This is a genomic window from Acinetobacter suaedae (genome assembly GCF_008630915.1).
Taxonomy (GTDB): Bacteria; Pseudomonadota; Gammaproteobacteria; order Pseudomonadales; family Moraxellaceae; genus Acinetobacter; species Acinetobacter suaedae.
Window position 1 is genome coordinate 276,307 of record NZ_CP043909.1, and the last position, 18,019, is coordinate 294,325.

Genomic DNA, 18,019 nt, shown 5'->3' on the forward strand with positions numbered 1-18,019 from the left:
GTATCCGTATTATTAAAGACCAAAACAAATTAGTATGTTGTATTTTTTGGGGATAAAAAAATAAATAGGAAAGTATTGTGCTCAGGTTATATCGTAAACCAAATAAGGGGTTAGTGGGGGTCGATATCAGTTCGACAACCGTGAAATTATTGGAGCTCTCTGTAAAGAACGGTAGATATTGGGTTGAAAGTTATGCCGTGATGCCACTGCCTGAAAATAGTGTGGTGGAAAAAAGCATTCTGAACCCAGAAGCAGTTGGTGATGCGCTTGAAAGAGTGGTAAACCTTGCAAATCCGCATACCAGTAATGTCGCGATGGCAGTTCCAACATCTATGGTCATCAATAAGATTATAGAAATGGATGCTGACATGACGGATGATGAGCGAGAAGTTCAAATTCGTATGGATGCTGAGCAATACATTCCGTTCCCATTAGATGAAGTAAGTTTAGACTTTGAAGTTTTGCCTGATCGATTAAACAATCCAAATCGGGTAAATGTATTACTTGTTGCAACACGTACCGAAAATGTTGACACCCGTGTTGAAGTACTCGAACTTGCAGGATTAACTGCTAAAACTGCAGATGTTGAAAGCTATGCAATGGAGCGAGCATTTAGTGTCTTTGCCGATACACTTCCTATGGGGGCAAATACCGTTGGTATCTTAGATATCGGTCATACCATGACCACATTGTCTGTGATGCAGAAAGGCAAAATTATCTACACACGTGAGCAGGTTTTTGGTGGTCGACAGCTAACACAAGATATTCAAAGTCGTTATGGTTTATCTTTTGAAGAAGCGGGTCGGGCAAAAAAAGAAAGAACGCTTCCAGATGATTATGATATTGAAGTGTTGGAGCCGTTTTTGGATGCTGTAGTGCAACAGGCAGCACGTTCACTACAATTCTTCTTTTCATCATCTCAATTTAATGAAATTGATCATATCTTGCTTGCTGGCGGAAATGCGAATATTCCTGGCCTAGCGAAGTTATTACAACAAAAACTCGGTTACCGAGTGACAATTGCCAATCCATTCCTACAAATGGGTTTTTCTCCACAAATCGATATTAAAAAAATTGAAAATGATGCGTCCTCATTGATGGTTGCATGTGGTTTGGCATTGAGGAGTTTTGATTAATGGCAAAGATTAATTTACTCCCTTGGCGCGATGAGCTAAGAGAACAAAGAAAGAAACAATTTATTGCATTTTGCGTTGGGGTAGCTGCTTTAGGGATTGCATCTGTATTTACAGCATGGATGTATTTTGACCATAAACTCAATGATCAAGAACAAGCAAATCAATTTATTGTAAGTACCAATCAAAACTTAGATGTACAGTTGAAATCGCTGGAGGGCTTGCAAGAGCGTCGTAATGCGATTATTGAGCGTATGAAGTTAATTCAAGGTCTTCAAGGCCAGCGACCAGTTATCGTTCGTTTAGTGGATGAGTTGGTTCGTGTAACTCCGCCGACAATGTATATCACTAAGTTTACGCGTACAGGTGATAAATTTACGATTGAAGGAAAGGCAGAAAGTCCAAATACGGTTGCTGAGTTACTACGTAATTTAGAAGCTTCTCCGTGGTATCGGAATGCATTTATGAACTCCTTTTTGGCATCAGAAGAGAAAAAAGATAAAGCGGTTAGTTCTTTAGTTCCTCGTGTTGAAGAAAATTATGGAAGTTTCGTTGTTACTGTAGATTTGGGTGAAATTGGAACCACGGTAGCGAATGACTCTGCTTCGGATACAGCTGCATCAGCAACAGTGGGAGGCGCACAATGAGCCAAGATGAATTGAATGATCTTAATCAAGAAGGTGCAGCTGTTAAGAAAAAGAAGATGACAGTTGAGCAGTTTTTCCAGCAGTTTAATACCTTGGACATGAATAACTATGGCAGTTGGCCATGGTCGGTGAAAGTGACGTGTTGGATTTTTATTTTGTTGGCTGTCGCTGCATTGGGGTATTTTTTAGTCATCCAAAAACAGTTACAAACTATTGCGAATGCTCAAGCACGTGAACAAAGTCTGTTAAATGAATTTAGAGAAAAGGAATCTAAATTACGTAATTTGCAGCAATATCAAACTCAGTTGCAAGAAATGGAAGCGAATTTCAATCAGCAACTTGAACAATTACCAAAAGAGACGGAAATTCCAAGCTTGGTTGAGGATATGAACTTAACGGGAGTAAATTCTGGTCTGAAATTTAAAAACATTCGTTTAGAAAAAGAAATTAGACAAGAGTTCTTTATTGAACAGCCAATTAGCTTAGAAGCGACAGGTGATTATCACGCTTTTGGTGCTTTTGCGACAGGGATTGCCTCATTACCTCGAATTGTGACTTTACATGATTTCACGGTTGAAGCGAAAGAAGATACGCAGAAAAAATCAGATATTCCTGTTGTTCATTATACAGTTAAAGCAAAAACCTATCGTTATGTTGGTGCAGATGATCAGGCTGAAAGCACACCTGTTCAAGGGGGACAACGTTAATGAATAATTATAAGTTATTACTTTTATTATTAGTTACGCTTGGAGGTGTTGGGTGTGATTCTCGTATTGATTCGGTGAATCAAAAAATGGCTGAGATTCGCAATCAACCGCCATTGCCTATTGAGCCTGCACCTGTCTTTATGCCAGTCCCTTTATTTAATTATTCAGCGCATCAGCTTAAAAGTCCGTTCATGCCAAGTTCATTGGCTGCTGAATTAAAAATCATGGCAGGAAAACGTGTTTATCCTAATTTTAATCGCCAACCTCAGCCTTTAGAGAGTTATGCCTTAGAGTCTCTAAATATGAAAGGTAGTATGCGTGGCCGAACAAATGAAACCCTTGCACTGATTCAGACGCCAGATGGACAAATTGAGCGAGTACAAGTAGGGAGTTATTTAGGGATGAATCAAGGGCGTATTATTAAAATTAGTCCAACACAAATTGATTTGGTTGAGATCGTTCCTGATGGGCGAGAGGGTTATGTTGAGAGACCAAGAACACTCGTTTTAATTGGACCTGCGCCGTAAGATTAAGGGAATAACAATGAAAAAACAGTTTAAATATTCTTTATTTGGGGAAGCGAAGACCATGAATCGTGCATTCCGTCAATTTTCTATGGGTGCTGTTGCTATAGCAGTAATGCAAGTAGCTTCAGCACAAGTAAACATGACTAATATTGTGCCTATGGGTTTGGCGGATCAGGGGACTGAGATTCGTGTCATGTTTAATGGTCTGCCACCACAGCCACAAGCATATCAACTTGAACAGCCTTCTCGTTTGATTTTGGATTTTGATAAAGCTAAACAAACGTTAAAACAAACGTCTATCCCTGTTGCAACCAATGAGGCTAGTTCGGTTGAAGTTGCTGCTGATGATCAGCGCTCACGAGTGATTGTGAATCTAAAAGATGCTGGCGCTTTTACTACACGTGTTGAAGGCAATACCTTTATTCTAAAAATTAATTCAGCTCGTCCTGCTATTGTGAGTCCTGTATCGACCACTGCACGTCAAGTACAACAAGGGGTTTCTAATATTGGTTTCCAGCGCGGTAATCAAGGTGAAGGCCTCGTTGTGATTGATTTATTGGGCAGTAATACCCCTGTGGATGTACAGCAACAAGGTAGTAAAATTGTTGTGCGTACGATGGGGAATAAAATTCCTACCCATTTAGCACGTCGTTTAAACACCAATGACTTCGCTACTCCTGTGGCAAGTATTGATGCCTACAATGACAAAGGGAATGGTGTGATTACCATTCAGTCTGCAGGTAGTTATGAATATATGGCTTATCAAGCCGAAAATAAACTTACAATTAGCCTCAAACGACCTGAAGAAAAATCACCATTAAAAGCAAAATCTCAGACTTATACAGGCAATAAAATTTCCTTAGACTTCCAAGATATTGAAGTGCGACGCGTATTACAGTTACTCGCAGATTTTACCAATATCAACATGGTGGCTGCGGATACTGTACAAGGTAATATCACTTTACGTTTAAAGGATGTTCCTTGGGATCAGGCCTTGGATATCGTGCTGAAAACTAAAAACTTGGATAAGCGTCGTAATGGTAATGTGATTTGGATTGCACCAGTGGCAGAACTGATCAAGGCTGAGGAAGAAGAGGCAAAAGCCATCGCTCAGAGTGTGAAGCTCGCGCCGATCCAATCAGAGTATATCAAGCTGAGTTATGCCAAAGCGGCGGATATCTTAAAGCTGATTGAAGATTCTCGTGACGGTAAGGCTGGGGCATCAAATCGTACTGCGAATTCAGATTCACTCGCACTGGAAAGTTTGTTAAGTCCACGTGGTAGTGCAGTGGCTGATGTACGAACCAATACTTTAATTGTAAATGATACTGCTCAAAATATTGACAAGATCCGTAAGATGGTTGATTTGCTGGATGTCTCTGTTAAGCAAGTTATGATCGAAGCCCGCATTGTTCGAGCAAGCACTGACTTTACGAAGGAAATGGGGGTGAAGTGGGGAATCTTGTCTCAAGGTATCACTCGAAATAATGATTTGCTGGTTGGTGGTAGTGATACTACGTTGTGGAATCTAAGAGAGCCTAAGAAAGACAGTGAGACTGGTGGGTGGAAGTATGAAATCGAACGTCCTGATAATTTAAATGTGGATTTGGGGGCGACGACTGCAGGCGCAAGCCGTATTGCTTTTGGCTTAATTAGTCTCTCTGATTTTATGTTGGATTTAGAACTGTCGGCAGTGCAAGCAGATGGTTATGGTGAAGTCATTTCAACACCAAAAGTAATGACTGCAGATAAACAACCTGCAAAAATTGAATCAGGAACAAAGATTCCATATTCCTCTTCAACTGGTGCAGGCGCAAATGCGGTACCTAAGACGGAGTTTATTGATGCAACATTGAGTTTGGATGTGACACCAAGCATCACGCCAGATGGAAAAGTCATGATGAAACTCAATATTACCAAGGATGCGCCAAGTAACCCGACACCAACAGGTCAGCTAACAATTAGCAAGAACTCAATTGATACTAACGTGTTGGTTGATAATGGTGAAACTGTGGTGCTTGGAGGGATTTTTGAGCAAGAAAATATCAGCTCGCAAATCAAAGTTCCATTTTTGGGGGATCTTCCTTATGTCGGAAGGCTTTTCCGTCGAGATCTGAAAACAGACAATAAACGTGAACTGCTTATTTTTGTGACACCGAGAATTGTTAATGACACTTTGACGAGAAATCATTAATATATTTTCAATAATCGCAATTAATATAGGTGGCGCATTTGCCAAGCAAAGCGTTTGAATCCCTACCAAATATTTATTTGGTAGGGCCAATGGGGGCAGGGAAAACAACAGTTGGTAGACACTTAGCTGAGCTGTTAGGACGTGATTTCATGGATAGTGATCATGAGATTGAACGTAAAACAGGAGCGACGATTCCATGGATTTTTGAAAAAGAAGGTGAAGTGGGATTCCGTTTACGTGAAACAAATGTGTTGAATGATTTGACTGCTCGCTCTTCGCTGGTTTTAGCAACAGGCGGAGGGGCTGTAACTCAGCTTCCGAATCGAGAGCTTTTAAAACAACGAGGTATTGTTGTTTATCTATACACTCCTGTAGAACTTCAACTACAGCGAACCTATCGAGATAAAAATCGTCCATTATTACAAGTTGAAAATCCAGAGCAGAAATTGCGTGATTTATTAGCAATCCGTGATCCTTTATATCGTGAGGTTGCGCATTATGTGATTGAGACCAATCAAGGTGCAGCACGGGATCTGGCTCAACGAATTCTGCAAGTGATTTTGTCTAAACAAGTTAAGTAAGTCTGTAGTTGGTTTAAGTTATGCAAACATTATATGTTGAGTTAGGTGAGCGTCGTTATCCGATCTTTATTGGTAGTCATTTAGATCCTAAAGCTTTGCTTGAGCCATATCTCCATGGGCGACAAGTCATGTTGGTCTCAAATACCACAGTTGCTCCTTTATATTTGCAAAGCTATAAAGACGCACTCATTCAATTGAATAAACAAGTTGCTGAATGTATTTTGCCGGATGGTGAGCAATATAAGGATATTCAACATCTTAATTTGATTTTTGATGCATTATTAGAGTCAGGTTTTAATCGTGATTGCACTGTCCTCGCTTTAGGTGGTGGAGTAATTGGGGATATGGCAGGTTTTGCCTCTGCATGTTTTCAGCGTGGTGTGAATTTTATTCAAGTTCCAACAACTCTTTTATCTCAAGTGGATTCGAGTGTTGGAGGTAAAACGGGAATTAATCACCCTTTGGGAAAAAATATGCTAGGCGCTTTTCAACAGCCGCAGGTGGTACTTGCGGATATGGCGCAGTTGGATACCTTGCCTGATCGAGAATTATCAGCAGGCTTGGCTGAAGTCATTAAATATGCATTATTGGGTGATCAAGACTTTTTAGTATGGTTAGAGCAGAATATGGATGCATTGGTTGCTCGTGATGCAAACTTATTGGCTGAAGCAGTTTATCGTTCATGTGCTCACAAAGCACGTATTGTTGCCAATGATGAAAAAGAACAAGGTGAACGAGCCTTATTAAATTTAGGTCATACTTTTGGTCATGCGATAGAATCTTATTTGGGTTACGGTGTTTGGTTGCATGGAGAAGCTGTAGCTACAGGCATGGTCATGGCTGCAGATTTATCGCAGCGTTTGGGGTGGATTTCAGTTGAAGATGTAGAGCGTACAAAAAAAATCATTCAACGTGCTAATTTACCGATATCATGTCCAAAAATTCCATTAGATGAGTTTCTAGCTTATATGGCGCATGATAAAAAAGTTTTGAATGGGCAATTGCGTCTAGTTTTGCTTCAAAGATTAGGGCAAGCGGTAATTACCAAAGACTTTGACATCGAGCTGATGAAACAATCTATTCTTGCAAATCAATCTGTATCATAAATCACGAAGGAAAGCATGGCTGTGTCACGATCAATTTGGCAAAATATTCAACAATATAGCTGGCTGGTTCTAGCACTCGCTTGTTTAATTGCTGCATTGGTTTTTTGGGCAGTGACTGATCGTGACGCTTTGGTTGAGGTTGAGCAACCATCGAAAATTGATGTGTCTGTACAAATTCAACCAGAAAAAGTCGCTGCAACTACGCATCTGGGAGCATTGTCAGATAGTGTGAGACCTTTGGATTTAAAAGCACGTGTTGTTGTCGCAAATGAACACCTTCCAGAGTTCCGTGGGACGAAATATATAAAAGAGAATCAGCGAAAGTGGATTGTTGAGATTTTTCGAAGTTCAAATGAGGCAATTATTAAAAACTTTTTGTTAAATCGTTCAGATCGTAAAAAGTTTGTTTATTTCCGTTTAAGTAGTCCAGATCAAATTGAGCAATATGTTTTGGCATATGGTCTATTTGCGAATGCGGATGAAGCAAATCGACAATTCACACAACTAGACTTAAAGCTTCCTGATTCAATTCAGCCAAAAGCGCAACGACTAGGAGTGTATGCAGATTTAGTGAATGATTTGGGTGCTGAAGAGATGAAGTTGGCAACCAATCGTCTTTATGAGATACAACTAAAACCAGCAGCTTTACCAAAGGTTGATGAAACTTTACTGCTTGGAACGAGCCGAGGTTCTACGTCAGCAAATAAAACGACTTCAACAGATGCATCGACTACAGTGAGAACAACGGTGACCCGTCGTGATGCACAAGGGAATGTTGTGAATGTTCAGCAAAATCAATCTGCTGTTAATGCACCAACAAATGCAGAAAAAATAAAAGAAAATTCAGATTCTGCTAAGCGTGAAATCAGTGATCCTTTTAATTAATAAGCACTAAATTGGTGCTTAATTGGGTCAATATTGTAGCGTTATGCTTTTTTGTGGTGCATTTTTATGCAATAAATCTTAGCCTTAGATCACTATAACTTAAAGTTATTTTAATTTTTTTAATGATTTAGTAATTTTATACCCTGTTGGCATGTTTTTTGCTTTTTTGTGGTGCTAATTTGTCTGCTCAATGTTCTTTTTGGTGCTAAATGACTCATTAATTTGGTGAAATGTAAAGTTTTCTGCTTTACAAAGCCTTGCTAAGGTGTAATAACTGAAAACACATTACATGGTAAATACGCTGATTCTTGGATGAGAAAGACGTATATTGCAAATTCGCCATGAAAAATGTTTTCGCGAAGCATTGAACTTTGTATGAGTTAATCGGCAATATCGCAGAAAATGAATTGATTGTTTGTTGCTCGAAAGAGCCATGTTAAAAGAAGGGTACGCTATGCACATGCCATCGCCTAATACTGTAGCTCCCGCTCAAGGTTTATATCAACCTCATGAGTTTAAGGATAACTGTGGTTTTGGTTTGATCGCCCACATGAAAGGGGACTCAAGCCATCATTTAGTTGAAACCGCGATTCACAGTTTAAGTTGCATGACGCACCGTGGTGGTATTGCCGCAGATGGTAAGACAGGAGATGGGTGCGGATTGTTATTGGCTATGCCTAAACAATTTTTCCGTGATGAAGCGCAAAAATTAGGGGTTAATTTAACTGAAGTTTTTGCTGCTGGTACCGTATTTTTAAATATTGATCCTGCACTTGCTCAAAAAGCAAAAAATATTCTGAATAAAGAAATTGCAGCGGAAGGTTTGACGGTTGCAACATGGCGTGTTGTACCGACTAATAATGATGCTTTAGGTGAAATTGCACTGCAATCATTGCCAGCATTTGAACAAATTCTTGTAAATTGCCCAATGGGTTTAACTGAAGTTGAGTTTAATCGTAAACTCTTTTTAGCGCGTCGTCGTGCTGAACAACAATTACAAAACGATCCTTTGTTTTATGTAACGACATTGGCTACAACGGTGATCAGTTATAAAGGTCTGATGATGCCGGCAGCGATTGCTGACTTTTATACAGATTTAGCCGATGAGCGTTTAAAGTCACATATTGTGGTATTCCACCAGCGTTTCTCAACCAATACATTACCACGTTGGCCATTGGCTCAACCATTCCGTTATCTTGCTCATAATGGTGAGATTAATACAATTACGGCAAACCGTAATTGGGCTTTGGCACGTACACCAAAATTTGAAAACCCATTACTCCCAGGTTTAACTGAGTTAAATCCAATTGTAAACCGTACTGGTTCGGATTCTTCTAGCTTAGATAATATGCTTGAAATCCTTGTTGGTGGTGGTATGGATTTATTCCGTGCGTTGCGTATGCTTGTTCCACCAGCATGGCAAAACGTTGAAACCTTAGATGCAGACTTACGTGCATTTTATGAGTTTAACTCTAAGCACATGGAAGCATGGGATGGTCCTGCTGGTTTAGTTATTCAAGATGGACGTCATGCGATTTGTATGCTTGACCGTAATGGTTTACGTCCAGCGCGTTGGGTGATCACAAAGAATGACTACATCACACTCGCATCAGAAATCGGTGTATGGGATTATCATCCAGAAGATGTGGTATCTAAAGGTCGTGTTGGTCCAGGTCAAATCTTAGTGGTCGATACTTTGACAGGTAAAGTATTAGATACTAAAGACGTTAGCAACCATCTTAAAAATATGCGCCCGTACCGTGAATGGTTACGTGACCATGCTATTCGTCTGAAAGCAAATCCTGAACTTGAAGAGAGATTAATTGATCAAGGTTTAACTGGCGATCAATTAAAAGCAGCTCAAAAAATGTTTATGGTGACATTTGAGGAGCGTGATCAGTTATTACGCCCGATTGCTGAAAGTGGTCAAGAGGCTGTTGGTTCGATGGGGGATGATACCCCAATGGCCGTATTATCTCGTCAAGTGCGCCATGTTTCTGACTATTTCCGTCAACAATTTGCGCAAGTCACCAATCCACCAATCGATCCATTACGTGAATCAATTGTAATGTCATTGGAAACTTGTTTAGGTCGTGAGCAAAACGTATTTGAGCAAGGTCCTGAGCATGCAGATCGGATCATTATTGCAAGTCCAGTATTGTCCAACTCGAAAATGCAGCAGCTCCGCAATGTCGAAAAGGAGCGTGCAGGTTATGGTGTTGTTGACATTGATTTAAATTATCCAGAATCAGAAGGTTTACAAGCCGCAATTACACGTATTTGTGAAGAAGCAGCACAAGCAATTCGTGATGGTAAAACTTTGGTTGTTTTAACGGATAAAAATATTCGTGAAGGTTTCTTGCCTGCCAACTCCGCATTAGCAACTGGTGCAGTTCATCATCATTTGATTAAAACTGGTTTGCGTACTGATGCGAATATCTTGGTTGAAACGGGCTTTGCACGTGATCCACACCAGTTCGCTGTATTGCTTGGCTTTGGTGCAACAGCAGTGTATCCGTACTTAGCTTATGACGTAATCAATGATTTGGTTGCTAAAGGTGAGTTATTGGGTGATCCAATTCACGCACAAGCGAATTTCCGTAAAGGGATTGAGAAAGGCTTGTTAAAAGTACTTTCTAAAATGGGTATTTCTACGGTTGCATCTTATCGCGGTGGCCAATTATTTGAAGCCGTTGGTTTATCCGATGAAGTTGTAGATCAATGCTTCCTTGGCGTACCGAGCCGTATTCAAGGTGCGACCTTTATCGATTTAGAAAATGATCAGAAAAAATTGGCAACAACGGCTTGGCAGAACCGTAAGCCGATTGATCAAGGTGGTTTACTCAAGTTTGTCTTTGGTAAAGAGTACCATGCGTTTAACCCGGATGTGATTAATTCACTTCATAAAGCGGTGCGTTCTGGTCAATACCAAGATTTTAAAGAGTATGCTGAGCTAGTCAACAATCGTCCAATTGCGACGATCCGTGACTTATTTAAATTAAAAACAGCCAATTCAATTGCATTAGATCAGGTTGAAAGCATAGAAGATATTCTTCCGCGTTTCGACTCTGCGGGTATGTCTCTAGGTGCATTGTCTCCAGAAGCACATGAAGCCATTGCGATCGCAATGAACACTATTGGTGGTCGTTCGAACTCTGGTGAAGGCGGTGAAGATCCTGCACGTTATGGCACGATTCGTAACTCTAAAATTAAACAGATCGCATCAGGTCGTTTTGGTGTAACACCAGCGTACTTAACTTCTGCTGAAGTGTTGCAGATTAAAGTGGCACAAGGTGCAAAACCAGGTGAGGGTGGTCAGCTACCGGGTGGTAAAGTAAATGGCTTGATTGCTCGTTTACGTTACTCGGTGCCGGGTGTGACGTTGATTTCTCCACCTCCACACCACGATATTTATTCGATTGAAGATTTGTCGCAATTGATCTTTGACTTGAAGCAAGTCAATCCTCAAGCAATGGTTTCAGTAAAATTAGTATCTGAGCCGGGTGTAGGGACTATTGCCGCTGGTGTCGCAAAAGCTTATGCAGACTTCATCACCATTTCAGGTTATGACGGTGGTACAGCAGCCTCACCGCTTTCGTCGATTCACCATGCTGGTTCACCATGGGAGTTGGGTTTAAGTGAAGCGCATCAGGCTCTTCGTGTAAACGATTTACGTGGTAAGGTTCGTGTTCAAACTGATGGTGGTTTAAAAACAGGTTTGGATGTGATCAAAGCTGCAATTTTAGGTGCTGAAAGTTTTGGTTTTGGTTCTACGCCAATGATCGCATTAGGTTGTAAGTACTTACGTATTTGCCACTTAAATAACTGTGCAACTGGTGTGGCAACACAACAAGACCATTTACGCCAAGAGCATTATATTGGCGAGCCACAAATGTTGATTAACTTCTTCAAGTTTATTGCAGAAGAAACCCGTGAATGGTTGGCTGCATTAGGTGTTTCATCACTGAAAGACTTGATTGGTCGTGTTGATTTGCTTGAAGTGTTACCAGGTGAAACTGAAAAGCATGCACACTTAGACCTAAGTGCATTATTAACTTCTCATCCTGCAGCAGAAGGCAAGGCACAATATTGCCAAGTTCAAGGCAATGAGCCATTCGATAAAGGTGTCTTGGCTGAGCGTATGGTTGAAGAAATGCTGCCAGCGATTGAAGCAGGTACAGGTGGCTCATTTAACTTTACTGTAGGTAACTGTGATCGTTCAATCGGTGCGCGTATCTCAGGTGAGATTGCACGTCGTTATGGCAACTTGGGTATGGAAAACAGCCCTGTTGTGATGAATTTAGTTGGTACCGCTGGCCAATCACTTGGTGTGTGGAATGCAGGTGGCTTACATATCAAACTTGAAGGTGATGCTAACGACTATGTCGGTAAAGGCATGGCGGGTGGTCGTGTGTCGATCTTCCCACCAAAAGGTTCACCATTCCAAACACAAAATACTGCAATTATTGGTAACACTTGTTTATATGGTGCAACAGGCGGTAAGTTGTTTGCAGCGGGTACCGCAGGTGAGCGTTTTGCCGTTCGTAACTCAGGTGCATTTGCAGTAATTGAAGGTGCAGGAGACCACTGTTGTGAATATATGACGGGTGGTGTGGTGACTGTATTAGGTAAGGTTGGTCACAACTTCGGTGCAGGTATGACGGGTGGTTTTGCTTATGTGCTTGACCTCGACAATGACTTTGTTGACTACTACAACCATGAGTTAATTGACCTCAACCGTATCTCGACAGAAGCGATGGAAGATCATAAAGAATATCTATTACGTATTCTTGATGAGCATATCCAAGAAACAGGCAGTGCTTGGGCTTACAAAATCCGTAATGAATTCGACTTCTATAGTCGTAAGTTCTGGCTTGTAAAACCAAAAGCTGCTAATTTGCAAACGCTTTTGAAAACAACCCAAGCTGATCCACAATAATTCCACGACTGCAAAGACATAGGCAGGTGCAGAGGTGAAAAAACCGCTGCGCCTACCCACGGAGAGAGACATGGCAGAACGCCTCAATAATGACTTTCAATTTCTGGACGTACCACGCCAAGATCCAGAGAAAAAAGATATTACTGTCCGCAAAGCAGAATTTGTGGAAATTTATAAACCTTTTACTGCGGAAGTGGCTGCGAATCAGACGCATCGTTGTTTAGGTTGTGGTAACCCGTATTGTGAATGGAAATGTCCTGTACATAATTACATTCCTAACTGGTTAAAGCTGATTGCAGAAGGTCAAATTTTCCAAGCAGCCGAGCTGTGCCACCAAACCAATACCTTGCCAGAAGTATGTGGTCGTGTTTGTCCACAAGACCGTTTGTGTGAAGGTGCTTGTACCTTAAATGATGGTTTTGGTGCAGTAACGATTGGTAATGCTGAAAAATATATCAATGACACTGCCTTTGCTTTAGGCTGGCGTCCAGATATGTCTGGCGTAAAATGGACCAATAAAAAAGTTGCCATCATCGGTGCTGGACCAGCGGGTTTAGGTTGTGCAGACATTCTTGCGCGCGGTGGTGTTAAACCAGTGGTATTTGATAAACGCCCTGAGATTGGTGGTTTGCTCACATTTGGTATTCCTGAATTTAAAATGGAAAAAGATGTGATGAAGCGTCGTCGTGAAATCTTCACGGGGATGGGCATCGAATTCCGTTTGAATACTGAAATCGGTGTGGACGTTACAATCGAGCAACTACTTGCTGAATACGATGCAGTGTTCATGGGTATGGGGACTTATACCTACATGAAAGGTGGCTTCCCGGGTGAAGATCTTGATGGTGTTTATGACGCATTGGATTTCTTGATTGCAAACGTAAATCGTTGCCAAGGTTGGGAAAAAGATCCAAGCGAATATATCAGTGTTGATGGTAAAAAAGTGATTGTCCTTGGTGGTGGTGATACCGCAATGGACTGTAACCGTACTTCGTTGCGTCAAGGCGCACAAGAAGTCACTTGTGCTTATCGTCGTGATGAAAGTAACATGCCGGGTTCTGCGCGTGAAGTGAAAAATGCCTATGAAGAGGGTGTGAAATTCCTATTTAATCGTCAACCAATTGAAATTGTTGGCGAGAATGGGAAAGTAACTGGCGTTAAAGTAGTAACAACCCAATTGGGTGAGCCTGATAGTCGTGGTCGCCGTAGTCCTGAACCTATTCCAGGCTCTGAAGAAGTTTTGCCAGCTGATGCAGTCTTGCTTGCATTTGGTTTCCGCCCAAGTCCAGCTGATTGGTTTGCGGATGTAAAAGTTAGTCTTGATGGTTCTGGTCGTGTGGTCGCTGCTGAACAACAAGAATTTAAATTCCAAACCTCTAACCCAAAGATTTTTGCTGGTGGGGACATGGTACGTGGTTCAGATCTTGTCGTAACCGCAATCTGGGAAGGCCGTCAAGCTGCTGAAGGTATTTTAGATTATCTCGGTGTCTAACTTTTTAGCTTTAAAATCAGATCTAAACAAAGCCTGCATTTCGCAGGCTTTGTTCTTTCATCTGGTCTGTTTGGTAGTTTTAGCAAATTTTATAAGCTTTTTTGCCCTGTCCATGGTGTTTTTCCGGCGCAATACTCAAACTCAGTATAGAAATTGTGCAGGCATTCAACATGGCACTTGCAAATGTAAATCAAGAAAAAAGCTATTTAAATCGCCCTAAAGCCTTAGGAATTACGGTGCGACGTTTGCAATTTAATCCACAAAAAATTAAGCGGCATTATTTTGCAAATTCTCCACTGATGTCTCATCTGCTAACGGCACTTTCTTCTACATTTCCGATTGGGGAGCAATACTTTGTCAATAGTGTTCGCAATGTGCGAGATAAAGTCAAAGATCCTCAATTACAAGCACAGATTGCTGCTTTTATTGGTCAAGAAGCGATGCACTCCAAGGCACACACTGAATTCAATGATGCATGGCGACGCGATGACTATAATTTAGATCGTTTCCAAGCGTGGCTAGCAAAGCGAGATGATGCACTTCGTAATATACATCCGAAATTACAATTGGCTTTAACCTGTGCTTTTGAACATTTTACTGCGATGTTAGGGGGATATATCCTCAGACATCCAGAGATTCTGAGTACCTTGGACGATGACGCAATGAAACTCTGGGTCTGGCACGCGATTGAAGAAATTGAGCATCGTTCCGTGGCCTTTGATGTTTACCAAGAAGTGTATGGAGATGATCGTATTCGCCGTTTGTTGATGCGTAGCGTCACCACAGGATTTGCGAGTTTGGTTTTTTATGGAACGACGCGTTTAATTTGGCAGGATAAATGGAAAAGTTTGCCTAAAGTCGGCGGTAATTTATTTGGTACTTATTTACTTGTAAAAATGTTAATTCAACTGATTCCTGAATACTTATCGTATTATCAAGCGGATTTCCACCCTGCCAAACATGACTATACGAAGTTAGTCAATTATTGGAAAGCACGTATGGCTGATGAATATGGCATGATTTCATTTCAAGAAGAAACAGCATCCAAAATTTATAGTTAATCTAAGTCGACAAAAATTTTGTTTAGTGGGGCATTACTTCAAACATGGAAGTGATGCCTTTTTTATTTAAATATTGAACTATCAAATTTAATAAACTTTACACAGCGCTTAGAAAATCACATTACAATAAATTATCGTTAAAAATATAAAGAAAAACTTGAGGATAAATAGGTATGAAACTGATGAAACAAACTGCGCTTGCAACAATTTTGGCAAGTACATTGCTATTCACGGGTTGTGGCTATAACACATTGCAAGTTAAAGATGAGGCAGTGACGGCTGCATGGTCAGAAGTGCAAAACCAGTACCAACGACGGGCTGATCTTGTACCTAACTTAGTGAATGTCGTGAAAGGCTATGCCAAACATGAAGAGCAAGTATTGACCGAAGTCACACAGGCACGCTCTAACGTTGCAGGCTTAAAAGTGGATAAAGAAGTCCTGGAAGATCCTGTGTTATTTGAGCGTTACCAGCAAGCACAAAGTCAATTGACTGGCGCACTATCTCGCCTGATTGCAGTTTCAGAGAATTATCCTGATCTTAAAGCCAATGAAAATTTCCGAGATTTACAAGCGCAACTTGAAGGTACGGAAAACCGTATTGCAGTCGCTCGTAATCGATATATTACCAGTGTTCAAGATTACAATGCTTATTCACGCCAATTCCCACAAGTCATGACTGCTAAAGTGATTGGCATGAAAACCAAAGAAAACTTCAAGGCGGAACAATCTGCTCAACAAGCTCCTACGGTTTCATTTAATTAACTTTGAATATTTGGGAGTAATTTTATGCTGAAAACATTGAAGCAAACATACAAACAGCGATTGGTCGTCGTTTGTATGCTTCTTTTGAGCGCAATCTGTTTTCAGCATAAGGTATGGGCAGAGCAAGCAACTGCAACAGATCAAAGCGATGTGTTGATTGCAGGCAAAATTATTCAAGAGCAACAAAAAGCCCAACCTTCGACCTCGACCACTAGCAATCAAAATACTCAAACATCTATCGAAGTTGCCAACGATATGGTTGATGGAGAGTCCATTCGAGGGCTGCCAACACTCAACCAACCTGTGATTGATCAGGCGAAGGTTCTGACTGCTACTGAAATACAGCAATTAGATCAAAAGATTCTGAATCTATACCAACAAGGTAAGGCTCAGATTGGTGTGATTATTGTGCCAACTACAGGGCAAGAGGCGATTTTTGATTTTGCATTGAGAGCAGGGGAGCAATGGCAGCTTGGATCAGCGAAACGAGACAATGGCTTGCTCATCGCCATTGCGATTAATGATCGGAACATTCAAATCCTCACGGGTTATGGTTTAGAAGGCGTGTTGCCTGATGTGGTATTGAGTCGAATTATTCGCAATCAAATCACCCCTGCATTTAAACAAGGGCAGTACGCACAAGGTATCTCTGCTGGATTGGATGAAATTACCCGTATTGTGAATCTTGATCCTGAAATTGCACAACAATCTGCACAAGAACTAAAAAAACGCCATGAACGAGCATTACAGCAACAACAAGCCAAAGAGAACACCATGTCGATGGCGCTGTTTATTCTGGTTGCTGGTGTGATTGGATCATTTGTGGTTGGAAAGCGTCTGAGTGCATCAACTGCTGGTGTAGCTGCTGCTGTTGCAGGATTGGTCAATGGCGCTGGTGTTGTGATGAGTTTAATTTTGGGCATCGGTGTATTCTTTTTATTGATTACTTCCTTAGCACAACTCATTTTTCAGGCTTTTCTCTCTGGTGGCGGACGTGGCGGCGGCGGAGGTGGCGGTTTTGGTGGTGGAGGCTACCGTGGCGGTGGCGGTAGTTTTGGTGGAGGAGGTGCTTCAGGCTCATGGTAACGAAAACAGACACAACACAGATTATTACTCAACCGAAGTTGGATGAGCGTGTCACACCCAGTTTAAAACGTTGGTTTAAACACTTTTTATATATTTCTGCGACACATCGTTATTTTAATCAACAGGACCGTGTTGAGATTGCCAAAGGTGTACATCAAGCCGAGCAGGGGCATGTTGGAGAGATCCAAGTTGTTATTGAAGGGCACATACCGTGTTCCCAGGCTTATTATCAAGATACACGTCTGCGTGCTCAGCAGCTTTTTGCTGAACTTGGGGTCTGGGATACAGAACTGAATAGTGGTGTGTTGTTGTATTTAAATTTATGCGAGCGAAAAGTTGAAATTGTGATTGATCGAGGTTTAAAAAATGCAACGGATGTGGAAACTTGGGAGCAAATTTGTACCTTGATCATCGAAAAATTAAAAAACAAACAATATCAGCAGGGCGTGTTGGTGGGCATTGAAAAAATTGGTCAAGTGCTAGGGCAATATTATGATCAACCGATTCCTGAGCAAACCAATGAGTTGCCGAATGAGCCGATTATTTTGAATTGATCTTATAGATATACATTTGCATGATGAAAAGACAAATTTTAACGATGAATGGTTGTGTTGGTTACAATTTTTTTTATGTGACTTATTTCGCTCAATTTTAAAACAATTCGAAAATCATCAAAAATGGGAGGAACTTTTAGCGTAGAGAATGAGATAAACATGACGTTAATTGTCATATTTTTTCATAAAGTGTCTGAATTGCATTAATTGTGATCAGTGCCAATAATGTTTTAAGTCACTGTTTTTTTGAGTTAAAATTGGCTAAGCTAGGAGCTGGCATAAAACATGCTGAATACAAGTAGCTGAATAAAGCTTATAAAAATTTATACATTGGAGAATGTTA

At 40.9% G+C, this 18,019-nt stretch carries 14 protein-coding genes; all 14 read left to right on the forward strand.

All coding sequences use genetic code 11. The features are described 5' to 3' along the window. Positions 1 to 77 precede the first annotated feature (77 nt). The 14 genes from F2A31_RS01310 (at position 78) to F2A31_RS01375 (ending at position 17,676) form a co-directional block, all read left to right on the forward strand. The gene (locus F2A31_RS01310) at positions 78 to 1,136 is read left to right on the forward strand and encodes a pilus assembly protein PilM (RefSeq protein ID WP_150024850.1); all 1,059 of its coding nucleotides are present in this window, start codon (positions 78 to 80) and stop codon (positions 1,134 to 1,136) included. After that, on the forward strand, positions 1,136 to 1,780 hold the full coding sequence (locus tag F2A31_RS01315) for a PilN domain-containing protein (RefSeq protein ID WP_150024851.1): 645 nt from the start codon (positions 1,136 to 1,138) through the stop codon (positions 1,778 to 1,780). The genes F2A31_RS01310 and F2A31_RS01315 overlap by 1 nt, the downstream gene beginning before the upstream one ends. Beyond that, entirely contained in the window at positions 1,777 to 2,487 is a 711-nt protein-coding gene (locus tag F2A31_RS01320; protein WP_150024852.1) for a type IV pilus inner membrane component PilO, read from the forward strand. The genes F2A31_RS01315 and F2A31_RS01320 overlap by 4 nt, the downstream gene beginning before the upstream one ends. Beyond that, complete coding sequence (locus tag F2A31_RS01325) at positions 2,487 to 3,014, forward strand: pilus assembly protein PilP (protein WP_150024853.1); 528 nt, start codon at positions 2,487 to 2,489, stop codon at positions 3,012 to 3,014. The genes F2A31_RS01320 and F2A31_RS01325 overlap by 1 nt, the downstream gene beginning before the upstream one ends. Before the next feature lie 61 nt (positions 3,015 to 3,075). Next, on the forward strand, positions 3,076 to 5,208 hold the full coding sequence (gene pilQ / locus F2A31_RS01330) for a type IV pilus secretin PilQ family protein (RefSeq protein ID WP_171490615.1): 2,133 nt from the start codon (positions 3,076 to 3,078) through the stop codon (positions 5,206 to 5,208). Between the two features lie 38 nt (positions 5,209 to 5,246). Next, complete coding sequence (gene aroK / locus F2A31_RS01335) at positions 5,247 to 5,789, forward strand: shikimate kinase AroK (RefSeq protein WP_150024855.1); 543 nt, start codon at positions 5,247 to 5,249, stop codon at positions 5,787 to 5,789. 20 nt (positions 5,790 to 5,809) lie between these two features. Further along, complete coding sequence (gene aroB, locus F2A31_RS01340; RefSeq protein ID WP_150024856.1) at positions 5,810 to 6,895, forward strand: 3-dehydroquinate synthase; 1,086 nt, start codon at positions 5,810 to 5,812, stop codon at positions 6,893 to 6,895. Positions 6,896 to 6,910: 15 nt separating this feature from the next. Next, positions 6,911 to 7,780, forward strand: coding sequence for a hypothetical protein (locus F2A31_RS01345; protein ID WP_150024857.1), 870 nt, complete (start codon positions 6,911 to 6,913; stop codon positions 7,778 to 7,780). Between the two features lie 460 nt (positions 7,781 to 8,240). After that, entirely contained in the window at positions 8,241 to 12,719 is a 4,479-nt protein-coding gene (gene gltB / locus F2A31_RS01350) for a glutamate synthase large subunit (RefSeq protein ID WP_171490545.1), read from the forward strand. A 70-nt stretch (positions 12,720 to 12,789) separates the two neighbouring features. Continuing rightward, complete coding sequence (locus F2A31_RS01355) at positions 12,790 to 14,211, forward strand: glutamate synthase subunit beta (RefSeq protein ID WP_150024859.1); 1,422 nt, start codon at positions 12,790 to 12,792, stop codon at positions 14,209 to 14,211. Between the two features lie 170 nt (positions 14,212 to 14,381). After that, a complete protein-coding gene (locus F2A31_RS01360; protein WP_017395603.1) occupies positions 14,382 to 15,272 on the forward strand; it encodes a metal-dependent hydrolase in 891 nt (296 codons plus the stop codon). 173 nt (positions 15,273 to 15,445) lie between these two features. Then, positions 15,446 to 16,036, forward strand: a complete 591-nt coding sequence (locus tag F2A31_RS01365; protein WP_004641306.1) for a LemA family protein — start codon at positions 15,446 to 15,448, stop codon at positions 16,034 to 16,036. 24 nt (positions 16,037 to 16,060) lie between these two features. Beyond that, complete coding sequence (locus F2A31_RS01370) at positions 16,061 to 17,122, forward strand: TPM domain-containing protein (protein WP_150024860.1); 1,062 nt, start codon at positions 16,061 to 16,063, stop codon at positions 17,120 to 17,122. Beyond that, the gene (locus F2A31_RS01375; protein ID WP_150024861.1) at positions 17,116 to 17,676 is read left to right on the forward strand and encodes a TPM domain-containing protein; all 561 of its coding nucleotides are present in this window, start codon (positions 17,116 to 17,118) and stop codon (positions 17,674 to 17,676) included. Before F2A31_RS01370 ends, F2A31_RS01375 begins: the two co-directional genes overlap by 7 nt. The last annotated feature ends 343 nt before the right edge of the window (positions 17,677 to 18,019 follow it).

Excerpts from the sequence above, each read along its gene's own strand:
- F2A31_RS01315 (WP_150024851.1), top strand. The coding sequence starts at position 1,136 with ATGGCAAAGATTAATTTACTCCCTTGGCGCGATGAGCTAAGAGAACAA.
- F2A31_RS01320 (WP_150024852.1), top strand. The coding sequence starts at position 1,777 with ATGAGCCAAGATGAATTGAATGATCTTAATCAAGAAGGTGCAGCTGTT.
- aroB (WP_150024856.1), top strand. The coding sequence starts at position 5,810 with ATGCAAACATTATATGTTGAGTTAGGTGAGCGTCGTTATCCGATCTTT.
- F2A31_RS01325 (WP_150024853.1), top strand. The coding sequence starts at position 2,487 with ATGAATAATTATAAGTTATTACTTTTATTATTAGTTACGCTTGGAGGT.
- F2A31_RS01370 (WP_150024860.1), top strand. The coding sequence starts at position 16,061 with ATGCTGAAAACATTGAAGCAAACATACAAACAGCGATTGGTCGTCGTT.
- F2A31_RS01345 (WP_150024857.1), top strand. The coding sequence starts at position 6,911 with ATGGCTGTGTCACGATCAATTTGGCAAAATATTCAACAATATAGCTGG.
- F2A31_RS01375 (WP_150024861.1), top strand. The coding sequence starts at position 17,116 with ATGGTAACGAAAACAGACACAACACAGATTATTACTCAACCGAAGTTG.
- F2A31_RS01355 (WP_150024859.1), top strand. The coding sequence starts at position 12,790 with ATGGCAGAACGCCTCAATAATGACTTTCAATTTCTGGACGTACCACGC.
- F2A31_RS01365 (WP_004641306.1), top strand. The coding sequence starts at position 15,446 with ATGAAACTGATGAAACAAACTGCGCTTGCAACAATTTTGGCAAGTACA.
- pilQ (WP_171490615.1), top strand. The coding sequence starts at position 3,076 with ATGAATCGTGCATTCCGTCAATTTTCTATGGGTGCTGTTGCTATAGCA.
- F2A31_RS01360 (WP_017395603.1), top strand. The coding sequence starts at position 14,382 with ATGGCACTTGCAAATGTAAATCAAGAAAAAAGCTATTTAAATCGCCCT.
- gltB (WP_171490545.1), top strand. The coding sequence starts at position 8,241 with ATGCCATCGCCTAATACTGTAGCTCCCGCTCAAGGTTTATATCAACCT.